Source organism: Novosphingobium sp. GV079, from assembly GCF_003058045.1.
Lineage (GTDB): Bacteria > Pseudomonadota > Alphaproteobacteria > Sphingomonadales > Sphingomonadaceae > Novosphingobium > Novosphingobium capsulatum.
Genome location: NZ_QBUE01000003.1, coordinates 130,520 through 152,312 on the forward strand (window position 1 = coordinate 130,520; position 21,793 = coordinate 152,312).

A 21,793-nucleotide genomic window follows, 5' to 3' on the forward strand; every position below is an offset into this window, starting at 1 on the left:
TGGCTTTAAGGCCGTCATCCGAACCGATCCGCCACGCGGCAGGCTCAAAATTCGGACCAGTCATCCTCGGCCACAGCCGCATTGCCGGAACTGCGCGGAGCAGCCGATGGCCGCGGCCGGGGCGTGGGCGCTGGGACTGGCACAGGCGGCACTGATGCAACCGCCGCCACAGCCGGCGCCAGCCGGGGTTTTGCTTCCGTTGCCACCGGTTGCAGCGGCGCCGGTCGCAGCGCAACTGCCGGGCGCGGCGCGGGCGTAGCGCGGGCCGTGGCCTGGTTGCCGGCAAAGCGGAACTTGGCCAGTTCGCGTGCCATCACGTTGGCCTGGTCGGCCAGATTGCGGGCTGTGGCCGTGGCCTCCTCGGCCATGGCGGCGTTCTGCTGGGTGATCGAATCGACATCGCGCACGGTGGCATTGATCTGACCCAGGGTTGTCGCCTGGTTGCTCGACGTGCCGTTGATCCGCTGCATCACGTCGTTGATTTCGCCGACGCTGGCCGCAATCCGCTCCAGCGCGTCACCCGTGGCGGTGACGAGCGCGACGCCGTTGGAAACCTGTTCGGTGGAACTGCCGATGCGGGCGCGGATATCGCGCGCGGCATCGCCCGCCCGCTGCGCCAGGGCGCGCACCTCGCTCGCCACCACGGCAAAGCCCTTGCCCGCGTCGCCGGCACGCGCCGCCTCGACCCCGGCGTTGAGCGCCAACAGGTTGGTCTGGAACGCAATCGCATCGATCACGCCCACGATCTCGGCAATTTCCTGGGACGATTTCTCAATCGTCGCCATCGCCTCGATCGCGCGGCCCACCACGTCGCCCGATTGGCGGGCCTCATCCAGCGTCGTTTGCACCATGGTGCTGGCGTTGCCCGCCTCTTGCACCGATTTCTGCACGCTTTCGTTGATCTGGCGCAGCGCGGCCGCGGCCTCTTCCACGGCGGCGGCCTGCTGTTCGGTACGGGTGGAAAGATCTTCGGACCCGGCGAGAATTTCGGCCGAGCCATTGGCCACCTGTTCGGCAATCCCGCCGACCGAGCGCATGGCCCCGGCCATCGCATCGACCGCCGAATTGAACGCGGTGCGCAGGCATTCGTAATCGTGGCGGAACGCGCGGGTCAGCCGGCAATCGAGATCGCCACCGGCCAGCCGCTCCAGCCCCTCACGCAGGGCATCGACCACGGCAGAAGTTTCGGCCTGGCTTTGCACCTGGATCATCAAGGCATCGCCGCCATCGATGATCAATGGCGTCAGCGTCACCAGCATGCGCAACGGCTGACCCTTGCCGTCGAGGTTGAGCCATTCGAAGCGGGCAAAGCCGTTGCGCTGCGCCTCGGCAATCCGTTCCACCACGTGCTCGGCCGTGGGGCGGCCATCCATCTGGCAGGGCGCGGCCAGCATGTCGGGCGAGGCGCCGATGATATCGTGCCGGGGGCGCTGATAGACGCGCTCCGCGGCAGCGTTGCACAGGGTAAACCGGCCATTCTGCATCAGCAGGAAGCCATCGGCCGCCTGCTCGAACACCGCCTGCGCGAAACGGGTTTCGAGTGGAACGACAACGCGCCTTTTGAACATGCAATCTTTCCCCGGTCCTGGTAGCGGAATTGACCGGGACAGGCGCTATCATCGGCGTGCTCAAATGGCGTTTAAGCCGGGGCCACGTAAACCTGCGTGGGGGTGGCGCAGGTTCGGGTTAGCCGCGCGCCAGATCGAGGCGATAGCCGATGCCTGGTTCGTTGCGCAGCGCGGAGTGGCCGGGCGGGCGATCGCTTTCCAATTTGCGCCGGATGCCGCGCGCCGCCACGCGCAGGTATTCCACGTCTGTCTCATGCCCCGGCCCCCAGATCGTGCGCAGCAATTGCGCATGGGTCACCACGCGGCCGGCATTGCCCGCCAGTTCGGCCAGGAACGCATATTCCTTGGGGGCAAGGTGCACCTCGGCGCCAGCCTTGCGCACCTGCCGCGCGGCGAGGTCGATCTCCACATCGGCAAAGCGCAGCAGTGCCTGACCGCCGGGCGCACCCGCCAGCCGCGCGCGATGGCGCAGCGCGGTGCGCACGCGCGCCAGGATTTCTTCGGGATCGAACGGCTTGGTGACATAATCGCTGGCGCCCAGATCGAGCGCGGCAACCTTTTCCGCGGTGGCATCGCGCGCGGACAGCACCACCACGGCAAGGCCCGCCGCCACCAGTTGCGGCAGGATTTCCAGGCCATCGCGATCGGGCAGCCCGAGATCGAGCAGGGCCAGATCGGGCGCCTGTGCGGCGCGCTGGGCCAGGGCCTGGGTCGCCGTGGCTGCCTCGCTTACGCCATAACCGGCCTGGGCCAGCGTCTGGCGCAACAGCGCGCGGATCGCCGGATCATCATCGACGATGAGCACGCCGGGGCCAGCCGGCTCTGTCGTGCCGCTCATGCCGGAACGGCCACAGGCCGCACCAACGCGGGCGGCACATGCAGGGCGAAGCGCGCACCGCCGCCAGCGCGATTGGCTGCCGTCACGGCAAGGCCCATCGCCTCGGCAAAGCCCTTGACGATGGCAAGCCCCAGCCCCGTGCCGCCTTGCCGGTCTGATCCTTCAAGCCGCGTGAACATGCCGAAAATGCGCTCCTCTTCGCCCGGCGGCAGGCCAGGCCCACGATCGCAGACCGCCAGTTCCACCCCGCCCTGCGGATCGGCCAGCGCCTCTATCCGAATGCCGCCCTTGCCGCCATGGCGCACGGCATTGTCGATCAGATTGATCAGGCAATGGTGCAGCAGGCGTGGATCGGCCAAGACCAGCGGCAGGTCTTCGGGCACGGCTAGTTCCAGCGGGCCGACCAGGCCACCGGGCGCGAGATGGTCGAGCGCCGCGTCACAGGCCTCGGCCAGGTCAACCGGCTCGGGATCGCGCTGCAACGCGCCGATTTCCAGGCGCACCATCTCGATCAGGTTGGCGACGAAGCGATCCAGCCGCTCGGCCTCGCCACGGGCGCTGGCCAGGGCGGCCGCCTGCTCTGGCGTCAGTGGGCGCAGCGCGCGCAGCGTGCCGAGCACGGTGGTGAGCGGGGTGCGCAGATCATGCCCAATCGACGACAGCAGAGCACTGCGCAGCCGCTCGCGCTCTTGTACGCGGCCCAGGGCCAGCTTTTCCTCTTCCAGGGCAATCCGCGCCAGGGCAAGGCCGGCCTGGGCCAAGAGGCTTTCCAGCAGCGGAGTCTGCCCGCCGTGCAGCGGCAACTCGCCATCGGGATTGCCCACCCCGACCACGGCCAGCGGGCCCTGGCTGCCCGGCACCGGCAGGAACAACCATTCCGACGCGGTGGGCACTTGCCCGCCCGGCCCCGCCGAGCGCCCGCTATCAAGGCACCATTGCGCGGCGGCCGCCTCCAGCAGGTCGAGGCGATCGTGCGCGGGGTGCGCGGCCACCAGCGTGGCGATGCCCTGGGCATCGGCTGCCGCCACCAGCACGCGCAGGCCAAACTGGCGGGCCACTTCCTCGGCCAGCAAGGCCCACAGCGCGTCGCGTCGCGTCACCCCCATCAAGCGCCCGGCAAACCCGGCCAGCAACGCGTCGCGCCCGGCCTGCGCCTGCGCTAGCGAGGCCTGGTGGCGCAGGCGCGCGGCCATGTGGCTGCCCACCAACGCTACACCCAGCAGGATGACCAGCGTGATGAGATGCGAGGGATCGGCCACCGCCAGCGTGAAACGCGGCGGAATAAAGAAATAGTTATAACACAGCGATGACAGCAGCCCCGCCGCGAGCCCCGGCCGCAGACCGAGGCGGATCGCGGCAAACATGACCGGCACCAGATAGAGCAGGCCGATATCAGCCACATCCCCCCGCGCCAGCAGCGTCATGCCAACCAGGCTGGCCAGCCCAATCAGCGCCGCGGTGGCCAGCAGGCCGGCAACCAGCCCACCGTCCCCGTCAGCGCCGGGCGCAGGTGCGATACGATGGGCAAGGGCCAGTGTCATGCCACCGGGATGCCGCAGCAGGGCCCCCTCTGTCGAGAGCCAAGGCTGTCGCACCGTGTCATGCCGGCGCGACGAGATGGGCGGGCGGTCGCGTAAAGAATGCATAAATTTCGTCGCATCGGGATATTGCCGGGCGTAGCGGCGCCGGCATGACCGCCATGTCCTATCCGGGCGCGCCCGAATCCACGCCTGCCGCTGCCGCTGCTGACGCTTCCCCCGCCCCTGACACCGCCGGAGTCGATCATCATGAGGGACACGAGGCGCAGGGCCTTGTGCCCCTCGCCGTGGGCGCGATCGGCGTGGTGTTCGGCGATATCGGCACTTCGCCGCTCTATTCGCTGAAGGAAAGCTTCATCGGCCACCACCGTTTGGCGGTGGATGCCGATCATATCTTCGGCGTGCTTTCGCTGATGTTCTGGACGATGACGCTGATCGTCACGGTCAAGTACGTCTTCGTGATCCTGCGCGCCGACAACAAGGGCGAAGGCGGCAGCCTGGCGCTGCTCGCGCTGATCGGGCGCCAGCTCAAGCCGGGGCGATGGACCGCCTTCACCGTGGTGCTGGGCATCGTGGCGACGGCGCTGTTCTATGGCGACGCGATCATCACGCCGGCGGTGTCGGTGCTGTCGGCAGTCGAAGGGCTGACCGTGGTGCACCCGGCCTTTGCCGAGGTGGTGCTGCCGATCTCGATCGCGATCCTTATCGGCCTGTTTGCCATCCAGTCGCGCGGGACGGCGGCGGTGGGCAAGCTGTTTGGCCCGGTGATGCTGGTCTATTTCCTGGTCATTGCGCTGCTCGGCCTGAACGGCATTGCTCGCGCGCCGGAAATCTTGCTGGCAGCCAATCCCTGGTACGCCGTCAAGTTCTTCACGCTCGATCCGCTGCTGGCATTCCTGGCGCTGGGCTCTGTCGTGCTGGCCGTGACCGGGGCAGAGGCGCTTTATGCCGATATGGGCCATTTCGGCCGCCGCGCGATCATGGTGGCGTGGCTGTGGGTGGCGTTTCCGTGCCTGCTCATCAACTATGCCGGGCAATCGGCGCTGTTGCTGCGCAACCCGGCCCTGGTGGAAAATCCGTTCTTCCTGATGGCGCCGGATTGGGCGCGCCTGCCGCTGGTCATCCTGGCGACGCTGGCCACGGTGATCGCCAGCCAGGCGGTGATCTCGGGCGCGTTTTCGGTTTCGCAGCAGGCCGTGCAGCTGGGCTTCCTGCCGCGCATCCGCATCCTGCATACGAGCGCCAGCGCGGCCGGCCAGGTCTATGTGCCGTTCGTCAACTGGGTCTTGCTGGTCATGGTCATCCTGCTGGTGCTGGCGTTCCGCACGTCGAGCAACCTGGCTTCGGCCTATGGCATCGCGGTGACCGGGACGATGTTCATTACCGCCTGCATGCTGGGCGTGCTGACCTTTGCCGTGTGGAAATGGCATCCACTGGTGGCCGGGATCGTTACCGGCACGTTCCTGGTGATCGATGGCGCCTATTTCGCATCGAACGCCACCAAGATCCCTGATGGTGGCTGGTTCCCGCTGATGGTCGCAGCGATCACGTTCACCGCGCTCACCACCTGGGCCACCGGCCGGCGCATCGTACGCGAACGCCTCGCCGAAGATGCCATGCCGTTCGAGCTGTTCCTGGGTTCGGTGTGCGAACGCGTGCGCCGGGTCAAGGGCACGGCAGTGTTCATGGCCTCTACCGTTGAAGGCATTCCGCCGGCGCTGCTGCACAATCTCAAGCACAACCACATCCTGCACGAACGCGTCGTGGTTCTGACCGTGATGACCGCCGGGGTGCCGCACGTGCCCGATCACAAGCGGCGCGAGGTGGAAGACATGGGCCATGGCTTCTACCGCATGATCATCCGCACCGGCTTCATGGACGAGGCCGACATTCCCGCCGAACTCGCCGCCGAAACGCGCGCGGCCGGTCCATTCAAGCCGATGGAAACCAGCTATTTCCTGGCGCGGCAGACGCTGATCGCGTCCAAGCGGCCGGGCATGGCGATCTGGCGGGAAAAGCTGTTTGCCTGGATGGTGCGCAATTCGGAAAGCCCGATGCAGTTCTTCCGCCTGCCCACCAACCGCGTGATCGAACTGGGCAGCCAGCTGGAAATCTAGCTAGATTCCCACCACCGCATCGGCGAGCCGGGCCACCTCGTCCTGCTGGTGCGATACCAGCAGGACCGGCAGGGCAAAGGCATCGCGGATGCGGGCGATCAGCGCGATCACGCCCTCGCGCCGCGCCGGATCGAGCGCGGTCAGCGGCTCGTCCATCAAGAGAAAGCGCGGGCCCGACAGCAGCGCGCGGCCGATCGCCACGCGCTGCGCTTCTCCGCCCGACAGCGTGTGCGGCCGGCGCGCGAGCAAAGGCGCGATGTCGAGAAAACCGGCCACTTCGTCCAGCGCCAGGGTGCGCCGTTCGGGCGCGGCCTGGCGCCAGCCGAACAGCAGGTTGTCCGCCACGCTCAGGTGCGGAAACAGGCGCAAATCCTGAAACACATAACCAGCCGCGCGTCGTTCGGGCGGCAGGTCTATCCCCCGCGCCGCGTCGAACAGCACTGTGCCGCCCACCGCGATATGGCCCGAAAGCGGGCGCAGCAGGCCCGCCACGGCATCGAGCGTGCTGGTCTTGCCCTGCCCCGATGGCCCGACCAGCGCGGTGATGCCGCCGCCACCTGCCACCCGCACGGGAAATTCGCGCTGCCCCCGCGCCAGCACCACATCGATGTCAAAGGATGGGGCCGGGTCAAAGGACATGCGCGCCCTTTCCACCCTGCCGACGTGCCAGCAGTTCCGACGCAACCAGTGCCAGCACCGACAGCAGCACCGCCACCCCGGCCAAGCGCCAGACCGTGGCGTCGCTGCCGGGCACCTGCAGGGCGGCATAGATGGCCAGCGGCAGCGTCTGGGTTTCGCCGGGGATGTTGGACACAAAGGTGATGGTCGCGCCGAATTCGCCCAGCGAGCGGGCAAAGCCCAGCACCGCGCCGGCCACGATGCCCGGCGCGCACAGCGGCAGCGTCACGCGCCAGAACGTGGCCCATGGCCCGGCGCCGAGCGTGCGCGCGGCCTGTTCCAGGCGGGGATCGACCGCCTCGAGCGACAGGCGGATCGCCCGCACCATCAGCGGCAGCGCCATGATCGCGGCAGCCAGCGCCGCGCCGGTCCAGCGGAACAGCAGCGTCACGCCAAACAGGCGCCACAGCCAAGCACCCATCGGGCCGGCCGGGGCGAACGCCACCAGCAGCATCCAGCCGATGACCACCGGCGGCAGCACCAGGGGCAGATGCACCAGCGCATCAAGCAGCACACGCCCGCGAAACCGCCCGCGTGCCAGCGCCCAGGCCAGCGCGAACGCCAGCGGCAGCACGCCCAGGATCGCCACCCCGCTCACCTTGGCCGACAGTGCGACCACGCCCCATTCCTGCGCCGAAAGCAGCACGCGCGGCTCAGTGCGTCACAAAGCCGAAGCGGCGGAAGATCGCCTTGCCTTCGGCCGAGAGCAGGAAGCGGCGGAACCCTTCGGCGTCGGGATGGGTGGACGCGGTCAGCCGCGCCACTGGATAAGTGATCGGCGCGTGGCTGCCGGCCGGGAACACGCCGACCACTTTCACCCCCGGTTCCGCCCGCGCATCGGTGGCATAGACCACGCCCAGCGGCGCGGCGCCATGGGCCACCAGCGCCATGGCCGCCCGCACATTTTCCGCGCGCGCCACCTGGCCCTGCACCTGGTTCCACACGCCCAACCGCTCCAGCGCGGCCTTGCCATAGCGGCCAGCCGGCACGGCAGCAGGATCGCCCATCGCCAGTTTGCCACCGGCCAGCGCCTGCATCAGCGCAAAGCCGGGCGCCGGATAAAGCCGCAGCGGGCTGCCGGCCGGCGCCACGATAACCAGGGCATTGGTCACCAGCCGGGCGCGCGTGCGCCGGGCGACAAGACCGGCACGGGCGACATCATCCATCCAGTCTTCATCGGCCGACACGAACAGGTCTGCCGGGGCGTGCGCCTCGATCTGGCGGGCCAGGGCCGAAGAGGCCGCGAACGAAAGCACCGGGCGCGCATGGCCCAGCGCTGCCCAGCGGTCGGCCGCCGCATTCATCGATTCCTGCAGGCTGGCCGCTGCCAGCACCAGCGGCCCGCGGCCACCGGAATTTTCCGCGGCCGGCGCTGCAGCCGGCAGGAAGGCGGCCGCAACAAGGCAACACAGGGCAAGAAGACGAAGCACAAGGCGGGCCATGGCAACTCCGCAGCCCGCAGGCTGTATTTGGCGGGATATATTCAGCTGCCCTACAGCCAGCCGCCGCGAAATGCAAAGCGTGCACTGCCCGCACGGCAAGGCTTGCCGCCCGCACCGGATTGCGCAACAGCACGGCCAAAGTTTGCAAAGGACAAGGAACAGGAATGCGCGCACAGTTCTGGGCGATCGCCCTGGCGGCAACGATCACGGCCTCTGCCCCCCTGCTGGCCGCGCCGGCCATGGCGCAGGCCGCCGTGCAGACACCCGATATTCCCGCGCCGTGGCGCACCGTGCCCGATGTGGGCGCGCTGCTGGCGCAGGACCGCTTGGCCGGGCCGGCGCAGGCGCCGATCAGCGTGGTGGTCTGGTCCGATCCGGAATGCCCCTATTGCAAGCAGTTTGCCGGCGTGCCCGATGCCGCGATCGAACGCGCCAAGGGCAAGGCCAACCTGGCGATCCGCATGCTGCCCCTGCCCTTCCACGGCGCACCGGCGGTGCTGGGCAGCATGGCCGCGCTGTGCGTGGCCGACCAGGGCGGCGCGGCCGCATTCTATCGCTTTCTCAACGATTACTTTGCCCGCACCGGCGGCAATGGCCGCGGCCTGGAAGGTGGGCGCCCGGCCGTTGTTGCCCTGGCCAAGCAGGATGGCGCGGCCGATGGCGCCAAACTTGATGCCTGCCTGCGCAGCGATGAAACCTTGGGCCGCGTCGCCGCCGAAGGCGATGCTGCCGAACGCGCCACCGTGCAGGGCACCCCGGCCGTGGCCGTGCGCAACAACCTGACGGGCGAGACGATCATGGTCGATGGTGCGATCGATGGCGAAACGCTCGACCAGGCAATCACGCTGATGGCATCGCGCAGCAAGCGGCACGGCCCCCCGCCAGCGGATTATTCGCGTTGATCCGAAACGAGCCAAGGCTTCCCGCGAATCTGACTTTATCCGCGAAGATTTTGCGTTAGACGGCGTTGATGGACCGCATAGATCGCAAGCTGCTGGCCGCGTTGCAGGCAGATTCGCAAAGTTCGCTGGCACAACTGGCCGATCGGGTGGGGCTTTCCAGCTCTGCCTGTCACCGCCGCATGCGCGCGCTGGAAGAGAGCGGTGCGATCACCGGCTATGGCGCGCGGGTCGATGCCGGCAAGATCGGCCTCAATCTGCATGCCCTGATCGATATCACGCTGGAAAGCCAGAGCCGCGAAGCGATGGAGCGGTTCGAACGGGCCACGCTCGATTCCACCGAAATCCTCGAATGCTATCTGATCTCGGGCGTGGCGGATTACCGCCTGCGCATCGCCGCGCATGACATGGCCGATTATGACCGTCTGCACCGCGATTGCCTCGCACGCCTACCCGGCGTCAGCACGATGCACACCAGCTTCGTGATCCGCCCGATCAAGGCGTGGAACGGCTATGCCCTGGGGTAACCGCGCGCGGTTCGGCCCGGCCTTGGCAGCGGAATGATCGTGGCGCGGCGCGGGGTGATCGGGCTTTTGGCTGGGCTTGCTTGGTCTAGCGCCTGGTCTGGCCGCGCGCTGGCCGCCGCGCCTTCGTTTCCACGCAGCATGAATGCCGCCGCGCGCTTTCGCCGCCGGCTGGACGTGCCGGCCCTGGCAGCGGGCTGGCGGGAAAAGCTGGCTGACGGTGGAGAGGCCTGTGCCGGGCGCCGCATGCTGGGCAGCGATGTGGCGGTGGCGCCGGGTGACTTTTGGCACTGGGGCTCGATCACCAAGCCCGTCACCGCCACGCTGATCGCACTGGCGGTGGAAGCGGGCGAGTTGGCCTGGGACGAGCAACTCGTGGCGCGGCTGGGCCTGGCCGATGCCGGCGCAGCACCCTGGCGCGGGGTTACTCTGCTGCATCTGCTGTCGCACACCAGCGGCTTTGCCCGGCTTGACGTTGATACCGAGATGGACGCCTTTCCGGCCGAAGAAGCCGATCCCCGCGCCAGCCGCCTCGCGCTGACCCGCATGACCATGGCGCGCGCGCCAGAGGCACCGCCGGGCGCCCGGTTCATCTATTCCAACCGCAATTATGTGGCCGCCGCCGCCATGCTGGAGGCGGCGTGCGGCGCGCCGTGGGAAGTCTTATTGCAGCAGCGCCTGCTCGGGCCACTGGGCATGGCTGGCGCCGGCTTTGGCGCGCCCGGCACGCCCGGGCTGCTCGACCAGCCGGTGGGCCACGCGTGGTGGCCAGGAGAACATGGCGTACCCCATCCGCCAGGCGTGCCACCGACGGACAATCCCGCCGTGGCCGGGCCCGCCGCACGGCTGCATGCGCCCATCGCCGCCATGCTAGCCTTTCTCGACGCACACCGCACCCGCGCCGTCATGCTACGCAGTGAAACCTGGCAGCGTCTGCACACGCCGCCGTTCGGTGGCAGCTATGCGCTGGGCTGGGTCGTGCGGGCAGACGGCAGCCTGTGGCACGATGGCAGCAACAACCTGTGGACCGCCCAGGTGCTGGTGCGGCCCGAGGGCGTCAGGGCGCTGGCGACCAACTGGGGCGATCACCAGCGCCTGGCGGCCCCGCTCGAGACCGCGCTGCGCGCCTGATCAGTCCTGCTCTTCCACACGCGCCATGGCGATCACCGCGCCAGCCATGACGACCGCCGCCACCAGCATCGTCCACTTCGGCTGATCGGGGAAAAAGCTGCGCATCACACCGCCCATGGCTGTGGCCACGATCAGTTGCGGGATCACGATGAACAGGTTGAACAGGCCGATGTAGATGCCGAATTTGCGCGGCGGCAAAACCCGCGTGAGGATCACGTAAGGCATCCCCAGGATCGAGGCCCAGGCCACGCCGACCAGCGCCATCGGCAGCAGCAACAGATGGGCATCGCGGATCACCAGCAGCAGCAGGAATGCCACGGCGCCTGCGCCCAGGCCCACCATATGCGTGCGCACATTGCCGATCCGCCGCGCCAGCACCGGCAGAGCGAATGCTGCCAGCGCGGCCACGCCATTGTAGAACGCAAACATCACGCCCACCCAGTCGGCCCCGGCATTATACGCGGCGCCGCTGGTATCGGTAGCGTGGAACACCTCGCGCGTGACGACAGGCGTGGTGTAGATCCACAGGATGAACAGCGCCACCCAGGTAAAGAACTGGGCCAGGGCCAGTTGCCGCATGGCACGCGGCATCTGTGCCAGATCGCTGATCACCTGGGCCAGGGTACCGGTGCTGGCCCGCGCCCGCACGACCACCTGCAACAGCCCGAACGCCACCAGGCCGCCGCCCAGCACCAGCAGTTGCTTGTCCAGCCCCAGTGACAGGACCACGCCCAGCAGCGCCGCGCCGCCCAGCATCCACAAGGGCCCGCGCGCCGGATAGACCAGCGGCTCGTGCCCTGCGGCTGCTTCGGGTTCGTCGTCAAACGCGGCCATTTCCGCCGGGCTGTATTCGCGCACACGCAACGCCGTCCAGGCCACGGCCGCCACCATCGCGAATGCACCCAGGTAAAAGCTGTAGCGCACCGAGGGGGGGATCACGCCTTCGGGTGCGGTATTGGCAATGCCCAGGGCGTTGAAGGCCGCCGGGGCCAGGCTGCCCAGCACCGCGCCAGCGCCGATGAACCAGGTTTGCAGGGCAAACCCCTGCGCGCGCTGGTGCGGCGGGGTCATGTCTCCCACAAAGGCGCGGAATGGCTCCATCGCCACGTTGAGGGAGGCGTCGAGCAGCCAGAGGAACAGCGCCGCGGCAATCAGCAAGGGCGTATTGGGCAGGCCCAGCAGCGCCAGCGCCGCCAGCACCGCCCCGGCCACGAAATAGGGCCGGCGCCGGCCAAAGCGGCCCCAGGTGCGATCGGACCAGTGCCCGATCAGCGGCTGCACCACCAGGCCGGTTACCGGCCCGGCGATCCACAGGAACGCCAGATCGTCCACCTTGCTGCCCAGCGCCTGGAAAATGCGGCTGACATTGGCATTCTGCAGCGCAAAGGCCAGCTGGATGCCGAAAAAGCCAAAGCTCGTGTTCCACAGCCCCCAGAACGTCTGCGCGGGCTTTTGCGGCGTGTTCATGGCGTCCTCTCTCTATTTTCTAGACAGGCGCGATGCGCCAGAGTTGGCGGCGGGGCGAGATGCATACGAATGCTATGCGTTGATGGCTTTGCTCAAGGCTTCCACCACCCCCAACCCCCTCCTCTAAAGAGGATGGAGCTTTTCGACGCGTTCTCCCCCTCCTGTTCAGAGGAGGGGGTCGGGGGGTGGTGCCGGACCTTGACCAACCCTATCCCCCGGTGCTCGCCCGCACCACCAGACGGGTGGGCAGGATCGCGGGCGGCGGAATGCGTTCTTCGATCTGGGCCAGCACCGATTCCACCAGCGCCTCGCCCGCCAGGCGGATATCCTGGACCACGGTGGTGAGCGGCGGATTGGCAAAACCGGCGGCAGGAATGTCGTCAAAGCCGACCAGCGCCACGTCGCCAGGCACCGCTAGCCCGGCATCGGCCAGCACGCGCTGCGCTCCGATCGCGATCAGGTCGCTTGCGGCAAAGATCGCATCAAACGGCACCCCGCGCGAGAGCAGCACGCGCGCCGCGCCATGGCCCGATTCCTCTGAACTGATCGCATCGACCACCAATTCCGGGTCTTGCGACAGCCCGGCAGCAGCCAGCGCACGCAGCAGGCCGGCGTGGCGCTGCTCGAATTCGGGATAATGGCTGTCTGCCTGGCCCAGGAAGGCAATGCGCCGCCGGCCGCGCGCAATCAGATGCTCGCCCGCCAGGCGCCCCGCGCCGAAATTGTCCGATCCCACCGTGGCACCGATCGTGCCCTGATCGACCGACCCCCAGCGCACGAAATGCGTGCCCGCCTTGACCAGCTGGCGCAGGCGGCTTTCATACAGGGTGTAGTCGCCATAGCCGAGCAGGATCAGCCCATCGGCCCTGTGGCTTTCCTGATAGCGGCGGTGCCAGTCATCCTCCAGCTTCTGGAACGATACCAGCAGATCCAGTCCCTTGGCCGCGCAATGCCGCGTGATCGATCCCAGCATCGACAGGAAGAACGGATTGATATTGGATTCATCGGGCGTCGGGTCTTCGAAGAACAGCAGCGCCAGCGTGTTGGAGCGCTGCGTGCGCAGGGAGGATGCGTTCTTGTCGACCGTGTAGTTCAACTGCCGGGCGATCGCCTCGATCTTTTCGCGCGTGGCCTTGCTGACGGACTTGCTGCCACGCAGGGCACGGCTGACCGTGGGCTGCGACACCCCGGCAAGATAGGCAATTTCAAAGCTGGTGGGCTTGTTGGATGGCTTGCGCCCCATGGCCGACTCTCCCTTCAGCCGAGATTCGCGACTGCATTATCGCTACCATTCTTATGCATAAGAAAAAAATTATGCAACGATCCCGGATAAAATGCCTATCCAAATGCATGATGCATCGATCTATACGCATGTAATACAATGGATTTTTTCGCATTCGCGAAGACATACACAATGCATGGTATACGTATGCCATATTCGCTCGCGGCCCGCTTCGGCGTAATTTGAAACCAAGCGAGATCCGGTGGAACCAGGTGTCACATCCCCGCATGACGGGATGACGCACCTGGCGGGTGTCGCGCATTCAGCCGATCGCCGCCTTGGCGATGGGCACGCCAACAAGGTTCGTAGCCGGCTGCAGGCCGGCTGGGGGAGTGGAAGGTATCATGGCACATCACGCAGTTTCTGCGGGCGGCTTGCGCTGCTCGCTGGTCGCGCTGGCGACCGTTCTGGCCGGCAGCAGCCCGGCCCTCGCCCAGGAAACCCCGGCACCGCAGGCTCCTCAGGCCGCTGCCGATGCCACGCCCGAACAGGGCGCCATCGTGGTTTCGGGCATCCGCGCCTCGCTCAATGCCTCGGCCTCGATCAAGCGCAACTCCATCGCCATCGTCGAAGCGGTTTCGGCCGAAGACATCGGCAAGCTGCCCGACGTGTCGATCGCGGACTCGCTGGCCCGCCTGCCCGGCGTGACCGCACAACGCCTCGAAGGGCGCGACCAGCGCCTGTCGATCCGCGGCCTTGGCCCGGATTTCTCGACCACGCTGCTCAACGGCCGCGAACAGGTCACCGTGGGGGACAACCGCGGCGTCGAATACGACCAGTATCCCTCGGAATTCTTCAAGAACGTGGTGGTTCACAAGGCCGCCGATCCCTCGCTGATCGCGGCGGGCATTTCCGGCACGGTCGACCTGCGCATGCTGCGCCCGCTGGCCCAGGCCAACCGCGTCATCGCGGTCCAGCTGCGCGGCCAGATGAACGGCATGCAGAAGCTCAACCCGGACGGGAAGCGCTACGGCTATCGCGCCTCGGCCACCTATGTCGACAAGTTTGCCGATGACACCTTTGGCATCGCCATCGGCGTTTCGGCCACCTCGGCCCCCTCGCAGGATGAACGCTACAACGCCTGGGGCTTCCCCACCCTGGCCGATGGCAAGACCCTGATGCTGGGCGGTGCCAAGCCCTATGTGCAGTCCAACATGCTGGACCGCTATGGCGCCGTTGCCACGCTGGAATACCAGCCGAACGACAACTGGCATTCGACGCTCGACGTGCTCTATTCGCACTTCAAGGAAACGCAGCACCTGCGCGGCATCGAATTCCCGATCTTCCCCGATTGGTCGGGCCTGGGCGGTGGTGACACCACGGTGATCCAGCCGGGCTACAAGGTGAACAACGGCTTCGTCACCGACGCGACGATCAGCAACGTCAAGGCCGTGATGCGCAACGATTACAACCAGCGCAAGGCAGACAACCTGTCGATCGGCTGGAACAACGTGATCGGCCTGGGCGACACGATGCACCTGACGGTGGACGCCAGCTACAGCCACGCCAAGCGCACCGACTTCCTGCTCGAAAACTATTCGGGCACCGGGTACATCAACGCCGGCGCGCGCGACACGCTGCACATCTCGCAGAACGGCAACGGCACGTTCGATATCGTGCCCACGCTCGATTATGGCAACGCCGCCAACTTCGGCATCACCGATCCGCGCGGCTGGGGCTATAACGGCACCACGGCCGTGGTCCAGGCAGGCTTCCTCAACAAGCCCAGCTTCAAGGACGATCTCGCCTCGCTGCGCGCCAGCCTTGATGGCGAATTTGCCCAAGGTGGCCTGCTCAAGGGCTGGGAAGTTGGCGCCAACTACAGCTATCGCAAGAAGACCTCGGCGTTCACGTCGTACTTCCTGTGCCCCAAGGGCGGCGGCACCGGCTGCACCCCGGGCAGCGGCACCACCACCTTTGCCCCGATCCCGCAGGCCGCGATCATCGGCACGGTTCCGCTCGCCTACCTCGGCGTGCCGCGCATGCTCGCGCTCGATCCGATGTACCTGTACAACAACGCGTACAATTCGGTTTACGACAACCGTCCGGTCTCGCTGGTGCGCGACAACTCGGTGACCGAAAAGGTCTGGACCGGCTATGCCATGATCAAGCTGGATGGTGACGTGGGCGGCAAGCGCCTGTCGGGCACCGTCGGCGTCCAGGGTATCTACACCGACCAGAGCAGCAACGGTTCGCTGTCGAACTTCGATGCCACCACCGGCAACGTGATCGTCACGCCTGCCCACGGCGGCGCCAAGTACTGGAACGTGCTGCCCAGCGCCAACTTTGCGCTGGAACTCGCTCCGGCCACCTACCTGAAGCTCGCCGGCTCGCTCACCATGGTGCGTCCGCGCCTGGATCAGGAGCGCGTGAACCAGGAATTCTCGATCAACCCGACGAACATCGGGTCGACCGATCCGACCCGTCCGTTCTTCAGTTCGAACGGCGGCAACGCCCTGCTGCGTCCCTACAAGTCGGCCAACCTCGATCTTTCGGCCGAGCATTACTTTGCCAAGGGCGGCTATGTCTCGGCAGCGCTCTACTACAAGCGCCTGACCGACTTCGTCGATCCCAACAACTCGTATGCCTATGACTTCAAGTCGGTGGTTGCGAGCCTGCCGGCCAGCATCCGTGACCAGATCGCCACCACGGTGGGTCCGGTCACCGCGCCCGGCAACACCGGCAAGGGCAACGTCAAGGGCGCCGAAGCCACCGTATCGCTGCCCTTCGCCTTGTTCACCCCGGCCCTCGACGGGTTCGGCGTGTTCGGCTCGGTCAGCTACACCGACAGCCGCATCGTCTTTGCCAACAATCCCAACGACCCGATCACCCTGCCCGGCCTGTCGGATTGGGTGGCCAACGGTTCGGTCTATTATGAAAAGGCCGGTTTCCAGGCACGCGCCAACTACCGCTTCCGCTCCAGCTTCCTGGCTGAAGTGGCCGGTCTGTCGGCCAACCCGACCTATCGCACCGCCAAGTCGGAAGGCATTCTCGACGCGCAGATCGGGTATGAATTCCAGCCCGGTTCTTCGCTGGCAGGTCTCGCGGTCATGTTCCAGGCCAAGAACCTCACCGATCGTCCGTTCATCACCTACCAGAACAACGATCCGCGCCAGGTGATCGACTACCAGCGCTATGGTCGCGATTTCTACCTGACGGTCAGCTACAAGCTGTAAGTTCCCTCAGGCGGCGGGCGGTCCAGGCTGGACCGCCCGCCGCCGCCATGACACGATTGCATTGGATTGCAGGGCGTTGTTTGCGCGCCCGATCCTTTCCTGCGGGGGGCACAGGGCCATGGACAGCCAAGTAGCACGGTCGATCACCATTGTTGGCGGTGGCACGGCAGGCTGGATGTGCGCGGCCGCATTGGGCCATTTCCTGGGCGAGAACACCCGCATTACTCTGGTGGAAAGCGACGCGATCGGTACGATCGGCGTGGGCGAGGCCACCATTCCCCAGATCCGCATGTTCAACCAGGCGCTGGGCATCGACGAGACCGATTTCATCCGTGCCACCGGCGCCACGTTCAAACTGGGCATCGAATTTGCCGGCTGGCTGCGCCCCGGGCATAGCTATCTTCACGCCTTTGGCGATGTCGGCCGCGATATTGGCCTGGGCGCCTTCCGCCATTTCTGGTCGCGCGCGCACCGGCTTGGCCTTGCCCGTCCGCTGGGCGATTACAGCGTCAACGATCTGGCCGCCCGCGCCGGCAAGATGCACGATGGCGCGCCGGTCACCAACCGCAACGTGCCGCAGATGCCGCACGCCTTCCATTTCGATGCCGGCCTCTATGCCGCCTATCTGCGCCGCTATGCCCAGGCCAAGGGCGTGATCCGCGAGGAAGGCCTGATCGTGGCGGTCGATCGCGACGGCGCCAGCGGCGATGTCACGGCCGTGCGCCTGGCCGATGGCCGCATGATCGCTGGCGATCTGTTCATCGATTGCTCGGGCCTGCGCGCCTTGCTCATCGGCGACACGCTGGGCGTGGGGTTCGATGATTGGTCGCACCTGTTGCCGGCCAACCGCGCGGTTGCCGTGCCCTGCGCCAGCGCTGCGCCGCTCACCCCCTATACCCGTTCCACTGCCCATGCAGTTGGCTGGCAATGGCGCATTCCGTTGCAGCACCGCACCGGCAATGGCCGCGTCTATTGCGATGCGTTCCTGTCAGACGATGAAGCGACGGCTGGCCTGCTTGCCAATCTCGATGGCGCACCGCTCGCTGATCCGCGCGTGATCCGCTTCACCACCGGCTGCCGCCAGCAAGCCTGGTCGCACAATGTCATTGCCATGGGGCTGGCGAGCGGCTTTCTCGAGCCGCTGGAATCCACCTCGATCCATCTGATCCAGTCGATGATCGCCCGGATCATGACGTTCGGCCCGACCTGCCGCCCTGCCACAGCGGTGCGCGACACGTTCAACCGCCAGTTTGCCGATGAGATGGCGCGCATCCGCGATTTCATCGTGCTGCATTACTGGGCCAACGAACGCAAAGAGCCGTTCTGGCAGGCCTGTCGCAACCTGCCCCTACCCGCCAGCCTGGCAGAAAAGATCGCCCTGTTCCAAAGCGCGGGCCACCTGTTCCGCGATCAGTCTGACCTGTTCAGCGAAGTGGGCTGGCTCCAGGTCCTGGTTGGCCAGGGCATCATCCCGGCCACCAGCCACGCCCTGGCAGAGGCGGTTTCCGAAGCGGACCTGGCCGGCTGGCTCGATACGCTGCACGCGCTGTTTTCCCGCGAAGTGGCGGCCTATCCCACCCACGCCGACTATATCGCCCGCCATTGCGCGGCGCCTTCCCCCAAAGGACTTGTCGCATGAAAGCCCGCCTTGCCAGTGCCCTTGCCGCGGCTCTGGTCACCACCGCACTCGCCCCAGCCATGGCCGCCCCAACGCCCGTTCCAGCCGCTGTTCCGACGGCGTCGGCCGTGGCGGCACGGCCCGCAGCAGGGGAATCGATCTATTTCGTGCTGCCCGATCGCTTTGCCAATGGCGACACCGCCAACGACGCCGGCGGCATTGCCGGCGGGCGCCTGCAGTCGGGCTTCGATCCGGCGGACAAGGGCTTCTACCATGGTGGCGACATCAAGGGCCTGATCGCCAAGCTCGACTATATCAAGGGCATGGGCTTTACCGCGCTGTGGGTTGGCCCGATCTTCAAGAACAAGGCCGTCCAGGGCGCGCCGGGGCAGGAAAGCGCAGGCTATCACGGCTATTGGATCACCGATTTCACCCAGGTTGATCCGCACTTCGGCACCAATGCCGAATTTGCCGCGCTGGTGAATGCGGCGCACGCGCGCGGCCTCAAGGTCTATATGGATATCGTCGTCAACCACACCGCCGACGTGATCCAGTATCGCGAAGTGCCGGCTGGCGCGGCCGCCCCCTATCGCGACAAGGCCAACTATCCCTACAGCCGCAAGGGCGGTTTGGCTGGCCCGGCGATCAATCCCGGCTTTGCCGGTGACAGCGATTCCAGCCCCGCCAATTTCAAGGCGTTGACCGATCCATCCTATGCCTACACCCCGTTCATTCCCAAGGGGGAAGAACATGTGAAGGTGCCCGATTGGCTCAACGATCCGCGCTATTACCACAATCGCGGTGACAGCACGTTCAGCGGCGAAAACAGCCGCTTCGGCGATTTCAGCGGGCTGGACGATGTGTTCACCGAAAACCCGCGCGTGCGCGCCGGGATGATCGCCATCTACGGTGACTGGATTCGCAAGTTCCATGTCGATGGTTTCCGCATCGATACCGCGCGCCATGTCGATCCCGGCTTCTGGCAAGTGTTTATTCCGGCAATGGAAGCGGTCGCACGGGGCGAAGGCATTCCCAACTTCACCATCTTTGGCGAAGTGGCGCGGGAAAACCCTGACAACGGCTATATCGCCCGCTTCACCCGGCGCGACGGCTATCCTCACGTGCTCGACTTTGCCTTCCACGCGGCGGTGCGCGCGGTGCTGGCGCAGGACAAGGGCACCGATGTCCTGGCCGACCTGTTCGACGGCGACGTGCTCTATGAAGGCGGTGACAAGGCGGCGCTTGCCCAGCCGACCTTCATCGACAACCACGATATCGGCCGCTTTGCCTGGCTGGTCGAGCATGATCGCCCCGGCATCGGCCAGGACGAACTGCTGGCCCGCACCGCGCTGGCCCACACCATGCTGCTGACGCTGCGCGGCAGCCCGGTGGTCTACTATGGCGACGAACAGGGCATGATCGGCCACGGCAACGACCAGGCCGCCCGCCAGGACATGTTCGCCAGCAAGGTGGCCAGCTACAACGATCAGCCGCTGCTGGGCACCACGCGCACCACGGCGCAGGACAATTTCAACCCCGCGCATCCGCTCTACACGCTGATCGCCCGGCTCAACGCGCTGCGCGCCGCACACCCGGCCCTGGCGCGGGGGGCACAGTTGACGCGCAGCTATGGTGAAAAGCCCGGCCTGTTCAGCGTCTCGCGGTTCGATCCTGTAACGGGCGCGGAATATCTCATCGCATTCAACACCTCTGGCCAGCCGATCAAGGCGGCCAGCACGATCGGCACCAGTGCCCGGCGGCTGGAAAGCCTGCTTGGCCAATGCCCGGCCACGGTGGCCGCGCCCGGCTCGATCGTGCTTGACTTGCCCGCATACGGCAGCGCTGTCTGCCGCGTCCTTTCCTCTTCTTCTTCCAAGCAAGGCCAATGACCCAGCATACGCCCCCGTCTTCCGCCCAAGACCTGCCCTGGTGGCACGGCGCGGCGATCTACCAGATCTATCCGCGCAGCTTTGCCGATTCCAATGGCGATGGGGTGGGCGATCTGGCCGGCATCACCGCCCGGCTCGAGCACGTCGCGCGGCTGGGCGCCGATGCCATCTGGATCTCGCCGTTCTTCAAGTCACCGATGCGCGATTTCGGCTATGACGTGTCGGACTATTGCGATGTCGATCCGGTGTTCGGCACGCTCGACGATTTCGATGCCCTGGTGGCACGCGCGCACGAACTGGGCCTCAAGGTCACGATCGACCAGGTCTATGCCCACACGTCTGACCTGCACCCGTGGTTTGTGGAAAGCCGCCAGAGCCGCGACAATCCGCACGCCGATTGGTATGTCTGGGCCGATCCCAAGCCCGATGGCTCGCCGCCGTCGAACTGGCAGTCGGTGTTCGGCGGCCCGGCCTGGCGCTGGGACGCACGGCGTTGCCAGTATTACCTGCACAATTTCCTGGCCGAGCAGCCGCAGATCAACGCGCACAACCCTGCCGTGCAGGAAGCGCTGCTGGGGGTGATGAAGTTCTGGCTCGATCGCGGGGTCGATGGCTTCCGCATCGATGCGCTCAACTTCCTGATGCACGACCCCACGCTGCGCGACAATCCGCCCGCGCCCGACGATGGCCGCCGCCGCACCCGCCCGTTCGATTACCAGCTCAAGATCTACAACCAGTCGCACCCTGGCATCATCACGTTCATCGAGCGGTTGCGCAGCCTGTGCAACAGCTATGGCGCGGTGTTCACCGTGGCCGAGGTGGGCGGTGATCTCGCCGAAACCGAGATGAAGGAATACACTGCCGGATCGGCGCGCCTCAACAGCGCCTATGGCTTTGATTTCCTCTATGCCCCGCAGATCACGCCGGTGATGGTGCGCGATGTGCTGGCCAAGTGGCCGGATGAACCCGGCATCGGCTGGCCGAGCTGGGCCTTTGAAAACCACGATGCGCCGCGCGCCCTGTCGCGCTGGGCCACGCCCGAGGCACGCGATGCCTATGCCCGGATGAAGGCCGTGCTGTTTGCCGCCCTGCGCGGCAACATCATCGTCTATCAGGGTGAAGAACTGGGCCTCACGCAAGTGGATATCCCGTTCGAGCAGTTGCAAGATCCCGAAGCGATCGCCAACTGGCCGCTGACGCTGTCGCGCGATGGCGCCCGCACGCCGCTGCCCTGGCAGGCGCAAAGCGCGATGGGCGGCTTTACCGCCGGCCCTGCCCCCTGGCTGCCTTTGGGCGAGGAGAACCTCGCGCGCGCAGTCGATCGGCAAGAAGCTGATCCGGCATCGCTGCTGGCGCTCACTACCCGCCTGCTGCACCTGCGCCGGCAAAGCCCCGCCCTGCGCCACGGCAGCTTTGCCGTGCTGCACGCCGATGCCAGCCTGCTCGTGGCGCGGCGCCAGTTTGCCGGGCATTCGCTGCTGGTGGTGATCAACATGGGCAACCAGCCCGTCGCCTGGCCGCAGGATTTGGCCCAGGAGGGCACCGTGCTGGTCGCCGAAAACGATGCGAGCCTGGGCTATCTGCCCGGCTTTGCCGCCCTGATTATCGAAGAGAGGATCTGACCCC

16 protein-coding genes are annotated in these 21,793 nt (G+C 66.5%); 8 read left to right on the forward strand and 8 right to left on the reverse strand.

Translation table 11 applies throughout. From position 1 onward, the window contains the following. Positions 1 to 44 precede the first annotated feature (44 nt). From C8K14_RS04430 to C8K14_RS04440, 3 genes are all read right to left on the reverse strand, one after another. Entirely contained in the window at positions 45 to 1,568 is a 1,524-nt protein-coding gene (locus C8K14_RS04430; RefSeq protein WP_107715835.1) for a methyl-accepting chemotaxis protein, read from the reverse strand. A 118-nt stretch (positions 1,569 to 1,686) separates the two neighbouring features. Continuing rightward, on the reverse strand, positions 1,687 to 2,406 hold the full coding sequence (locus tag C8K14_RS04435) for a response regulator (protein WP_107715836.1): 720 nt from the start codon (positions 2,404 to 2,406) through the stop codon (positions 1,687 to 1,689). Continuing rightward, a complete protein-coding gene (locus C8K14_RS04440) occupies positions 2,403 to 3,947 on the reverse strand; it encodes a DUF4118 domain-containing protein (RefSeq protein WP_107715837.1) in 1,545 nt (514 codons plus the stop codon). Before C8K14_RS04440 ends, C8K14_RS04435 begins: the two co-directional genes overlap by 4 nt. Before the next feature lie 149 nt (positions 3,948 to 4,096). Between C8K14_RS04440 and C8K14_RS04445 the strand changes: the two genes are divergently transcribed. Then, positions 4,097 to 6,061, forward strand: a complete 1,965-nt coding sequence (locus C8K14_RS04445; protein ID WP_022678605.1) for a potassium transporter Kup — start codon at positions 4,097 to 4,099, stop codon at positions 6,059 to 6,061. Here C8K14_RS04445 and C8K14_RS04450 read toward each other — a convergent pair whose 3' ends face one another. From C8K14_RS04450 to modA, 3 genes are read right to left on the reverse strand one after another with little or no spacing between them, the layout of a single operon-like run. Beyond that, positions 6,062 to 6,700 (reverse strand): ATP-binding cassette domain-containing protein, encoded by a 639-nt coding sequence (locus tag C8K14_RS04450; RefSeq protein WP_107715838.1) that lies wholly within the window; start codon positions 6,698 to 6,700, stop codon positions 6,062 to 6,064. After that, positions 6,690 to 7,382, reverse strand: coding sequence for a molybdate ABC transporter permease subunit (gene modB / locus C8K14_RS04455; RefSeq protein ID WP_107716006.1), 693 nt, complete (start codon positions 7,380 to 7,382; stop codon positions 6,690 to 6,692). The genes C8K14_RS04450 and modB overlap by 11 nt, the downstream gene beginning before the upstream one ends. Before the next feature lie 10 nt (positions 7,383 to 7,392). Further along, positions 7,393 to 8,181, reverse strand: a complete 789-nt coding sequence (gene modA / locus C8K14_RS04460) for a molybdate ABC transporter substrate-binding protein (RefSeq protein ID WP_107715839.1) — start codon at positions 8,179 to 8,181, stop codon at positions 7,393 to 7,395. Positions 8,182 to 8,345: 164 nt separating this feature from the next. Here modA and C8K14_RS04465 point away from each other — a divergent pair, with 164 nt between their 5' ends. The 3 genes from C8K14_RS04465 (at position 8,346) to C8K14_RS04475 (ending at position 10,735) form a co-directional block, all read left to right on the forward strand. After that, positions 8,346 to 9,083, forward strand: a complete 738-nt coding sequence (locus C8K14_RS04465) for a thioredoxin domain-containing protein (RefSeq protein ID WP_107715840.1) — start codon at positions 8,346 to 8,348, stop codon at positions 9,081 to 9,083. Between the two features lie 68 nt (positions 9,084 to 9,151). Next, positions 9,152 to 9,607 (forward strand): Lrp/AsnC family transcriptional regulator, encoded by a 456-nt coding sequence (locus tag C8K14_RS04470; protein WP_022678610.1) that lies wholly within the window; start codon positions 9,152 to 9,154, stop codon positions 9,605 to 9,607. A gap of 33 nt (positions 9,608 to 9,640) precedes the next feature. Further along, entirely contained in the window at positions 9,641 to 10,735 is a 1,095-nt protein-coding gene (locus C8K14_RS04475) for a serine hydrolase (RefSeq protein WP_107715841.1), read from the forward strand. On the opposite strand, the gene C8K14_RS04480 is transcribed toward C8K14_RS04475, so the two are convergent. Together C8K14_RS04480 and C8K14_RS04485 are read right to left on the reverse strand one after the other, a co-directional pair. Then, entirely contained in the window at positions 10,736 to 12,202 is a 1,467-nt protein-coding gene (locus tag C8K14_RS04480) for an MFS transporter (RefSeq protein WP_107715842.1), read from the reverse strand. Between the two features lie 208 nt (positions 12,203 to 12,410). Continuing rightward, positions 12,411 to 13,445, reverse strand: a complete 1,035-nt coding sequence (locus C8K14_RS04485) for a LacI family DNA-binding transcriptional regulator (protein WP_022678614.1) — start codon at positions 13,443 to 13,445, stop codon at positions 12,411 to 12,413. A gap of 383 nt (positions 13,446 to 13,828) precedes the next feature. On the opposite strand from C8K14_RS04485, the gene C8K14_RS04490 reads away from it, so the two are divergent. From C8K14_RS04490 to C8K14_RS04505, 4 genes are all read left to right on the forward strand, one after another. Further along, on the forward strand, positions 13,829 to 16,660 hold the full coding sequence (locus C8K14_RS04490) for a TonB-dependent receptor (protein WP_107715843.1): 2,832 nt from the start codon (positions 13,829 to 13,831) through the stop codon (positions 16,658 to 16,660). A gap of 118 nt (positions 16,661 to 16,778) precedes the next feature. Further along, a complete protein-coding gene (locus tag C8K14_RS04495; protein WP_107715844.1) occupies positions 16,779 to 18,299 on the forward strand; it encodes a tryptophan halogenase family protein in 1,521 nt (506 codons plus the stop codon). Then, complete coding sequence (locus C8K14_RS04500) at positions 18,296 to 20,167, forward strand: alpha-amylase family glycosyl hydrolase (RefSeq protein WP_107715845.1); 1,872 nt, start codon at positions 18,296 to 18,298, stop codon at positions 20,165 to 20,167. Before C8K14_RS04495 ends, C8K14_RS04500 begins: the two co-directional genes overlap by 4 nt. After that, the gene (locus tag C8K14_RS04505) at positions 20,164 to 21,789 is read left to right on the forward strand and encodes an alpha-amylase family glycosyl hydrolase (RefSeq protein ID WP_107715846.1); all 1,626 of its coding nucleotides are present in this window, start codon (positions 20,164 to 20,166) and stop codon (positions 21,787 to 21,789) included. The genes C8K14_RS04500 and C8K14_RS04505 overlap by 4 nt, the downstream gene beginning before the upstream one ends. The last annotated feature ends 4 nt before the right edge of the window (positions 21,790 to 21,793 follow it).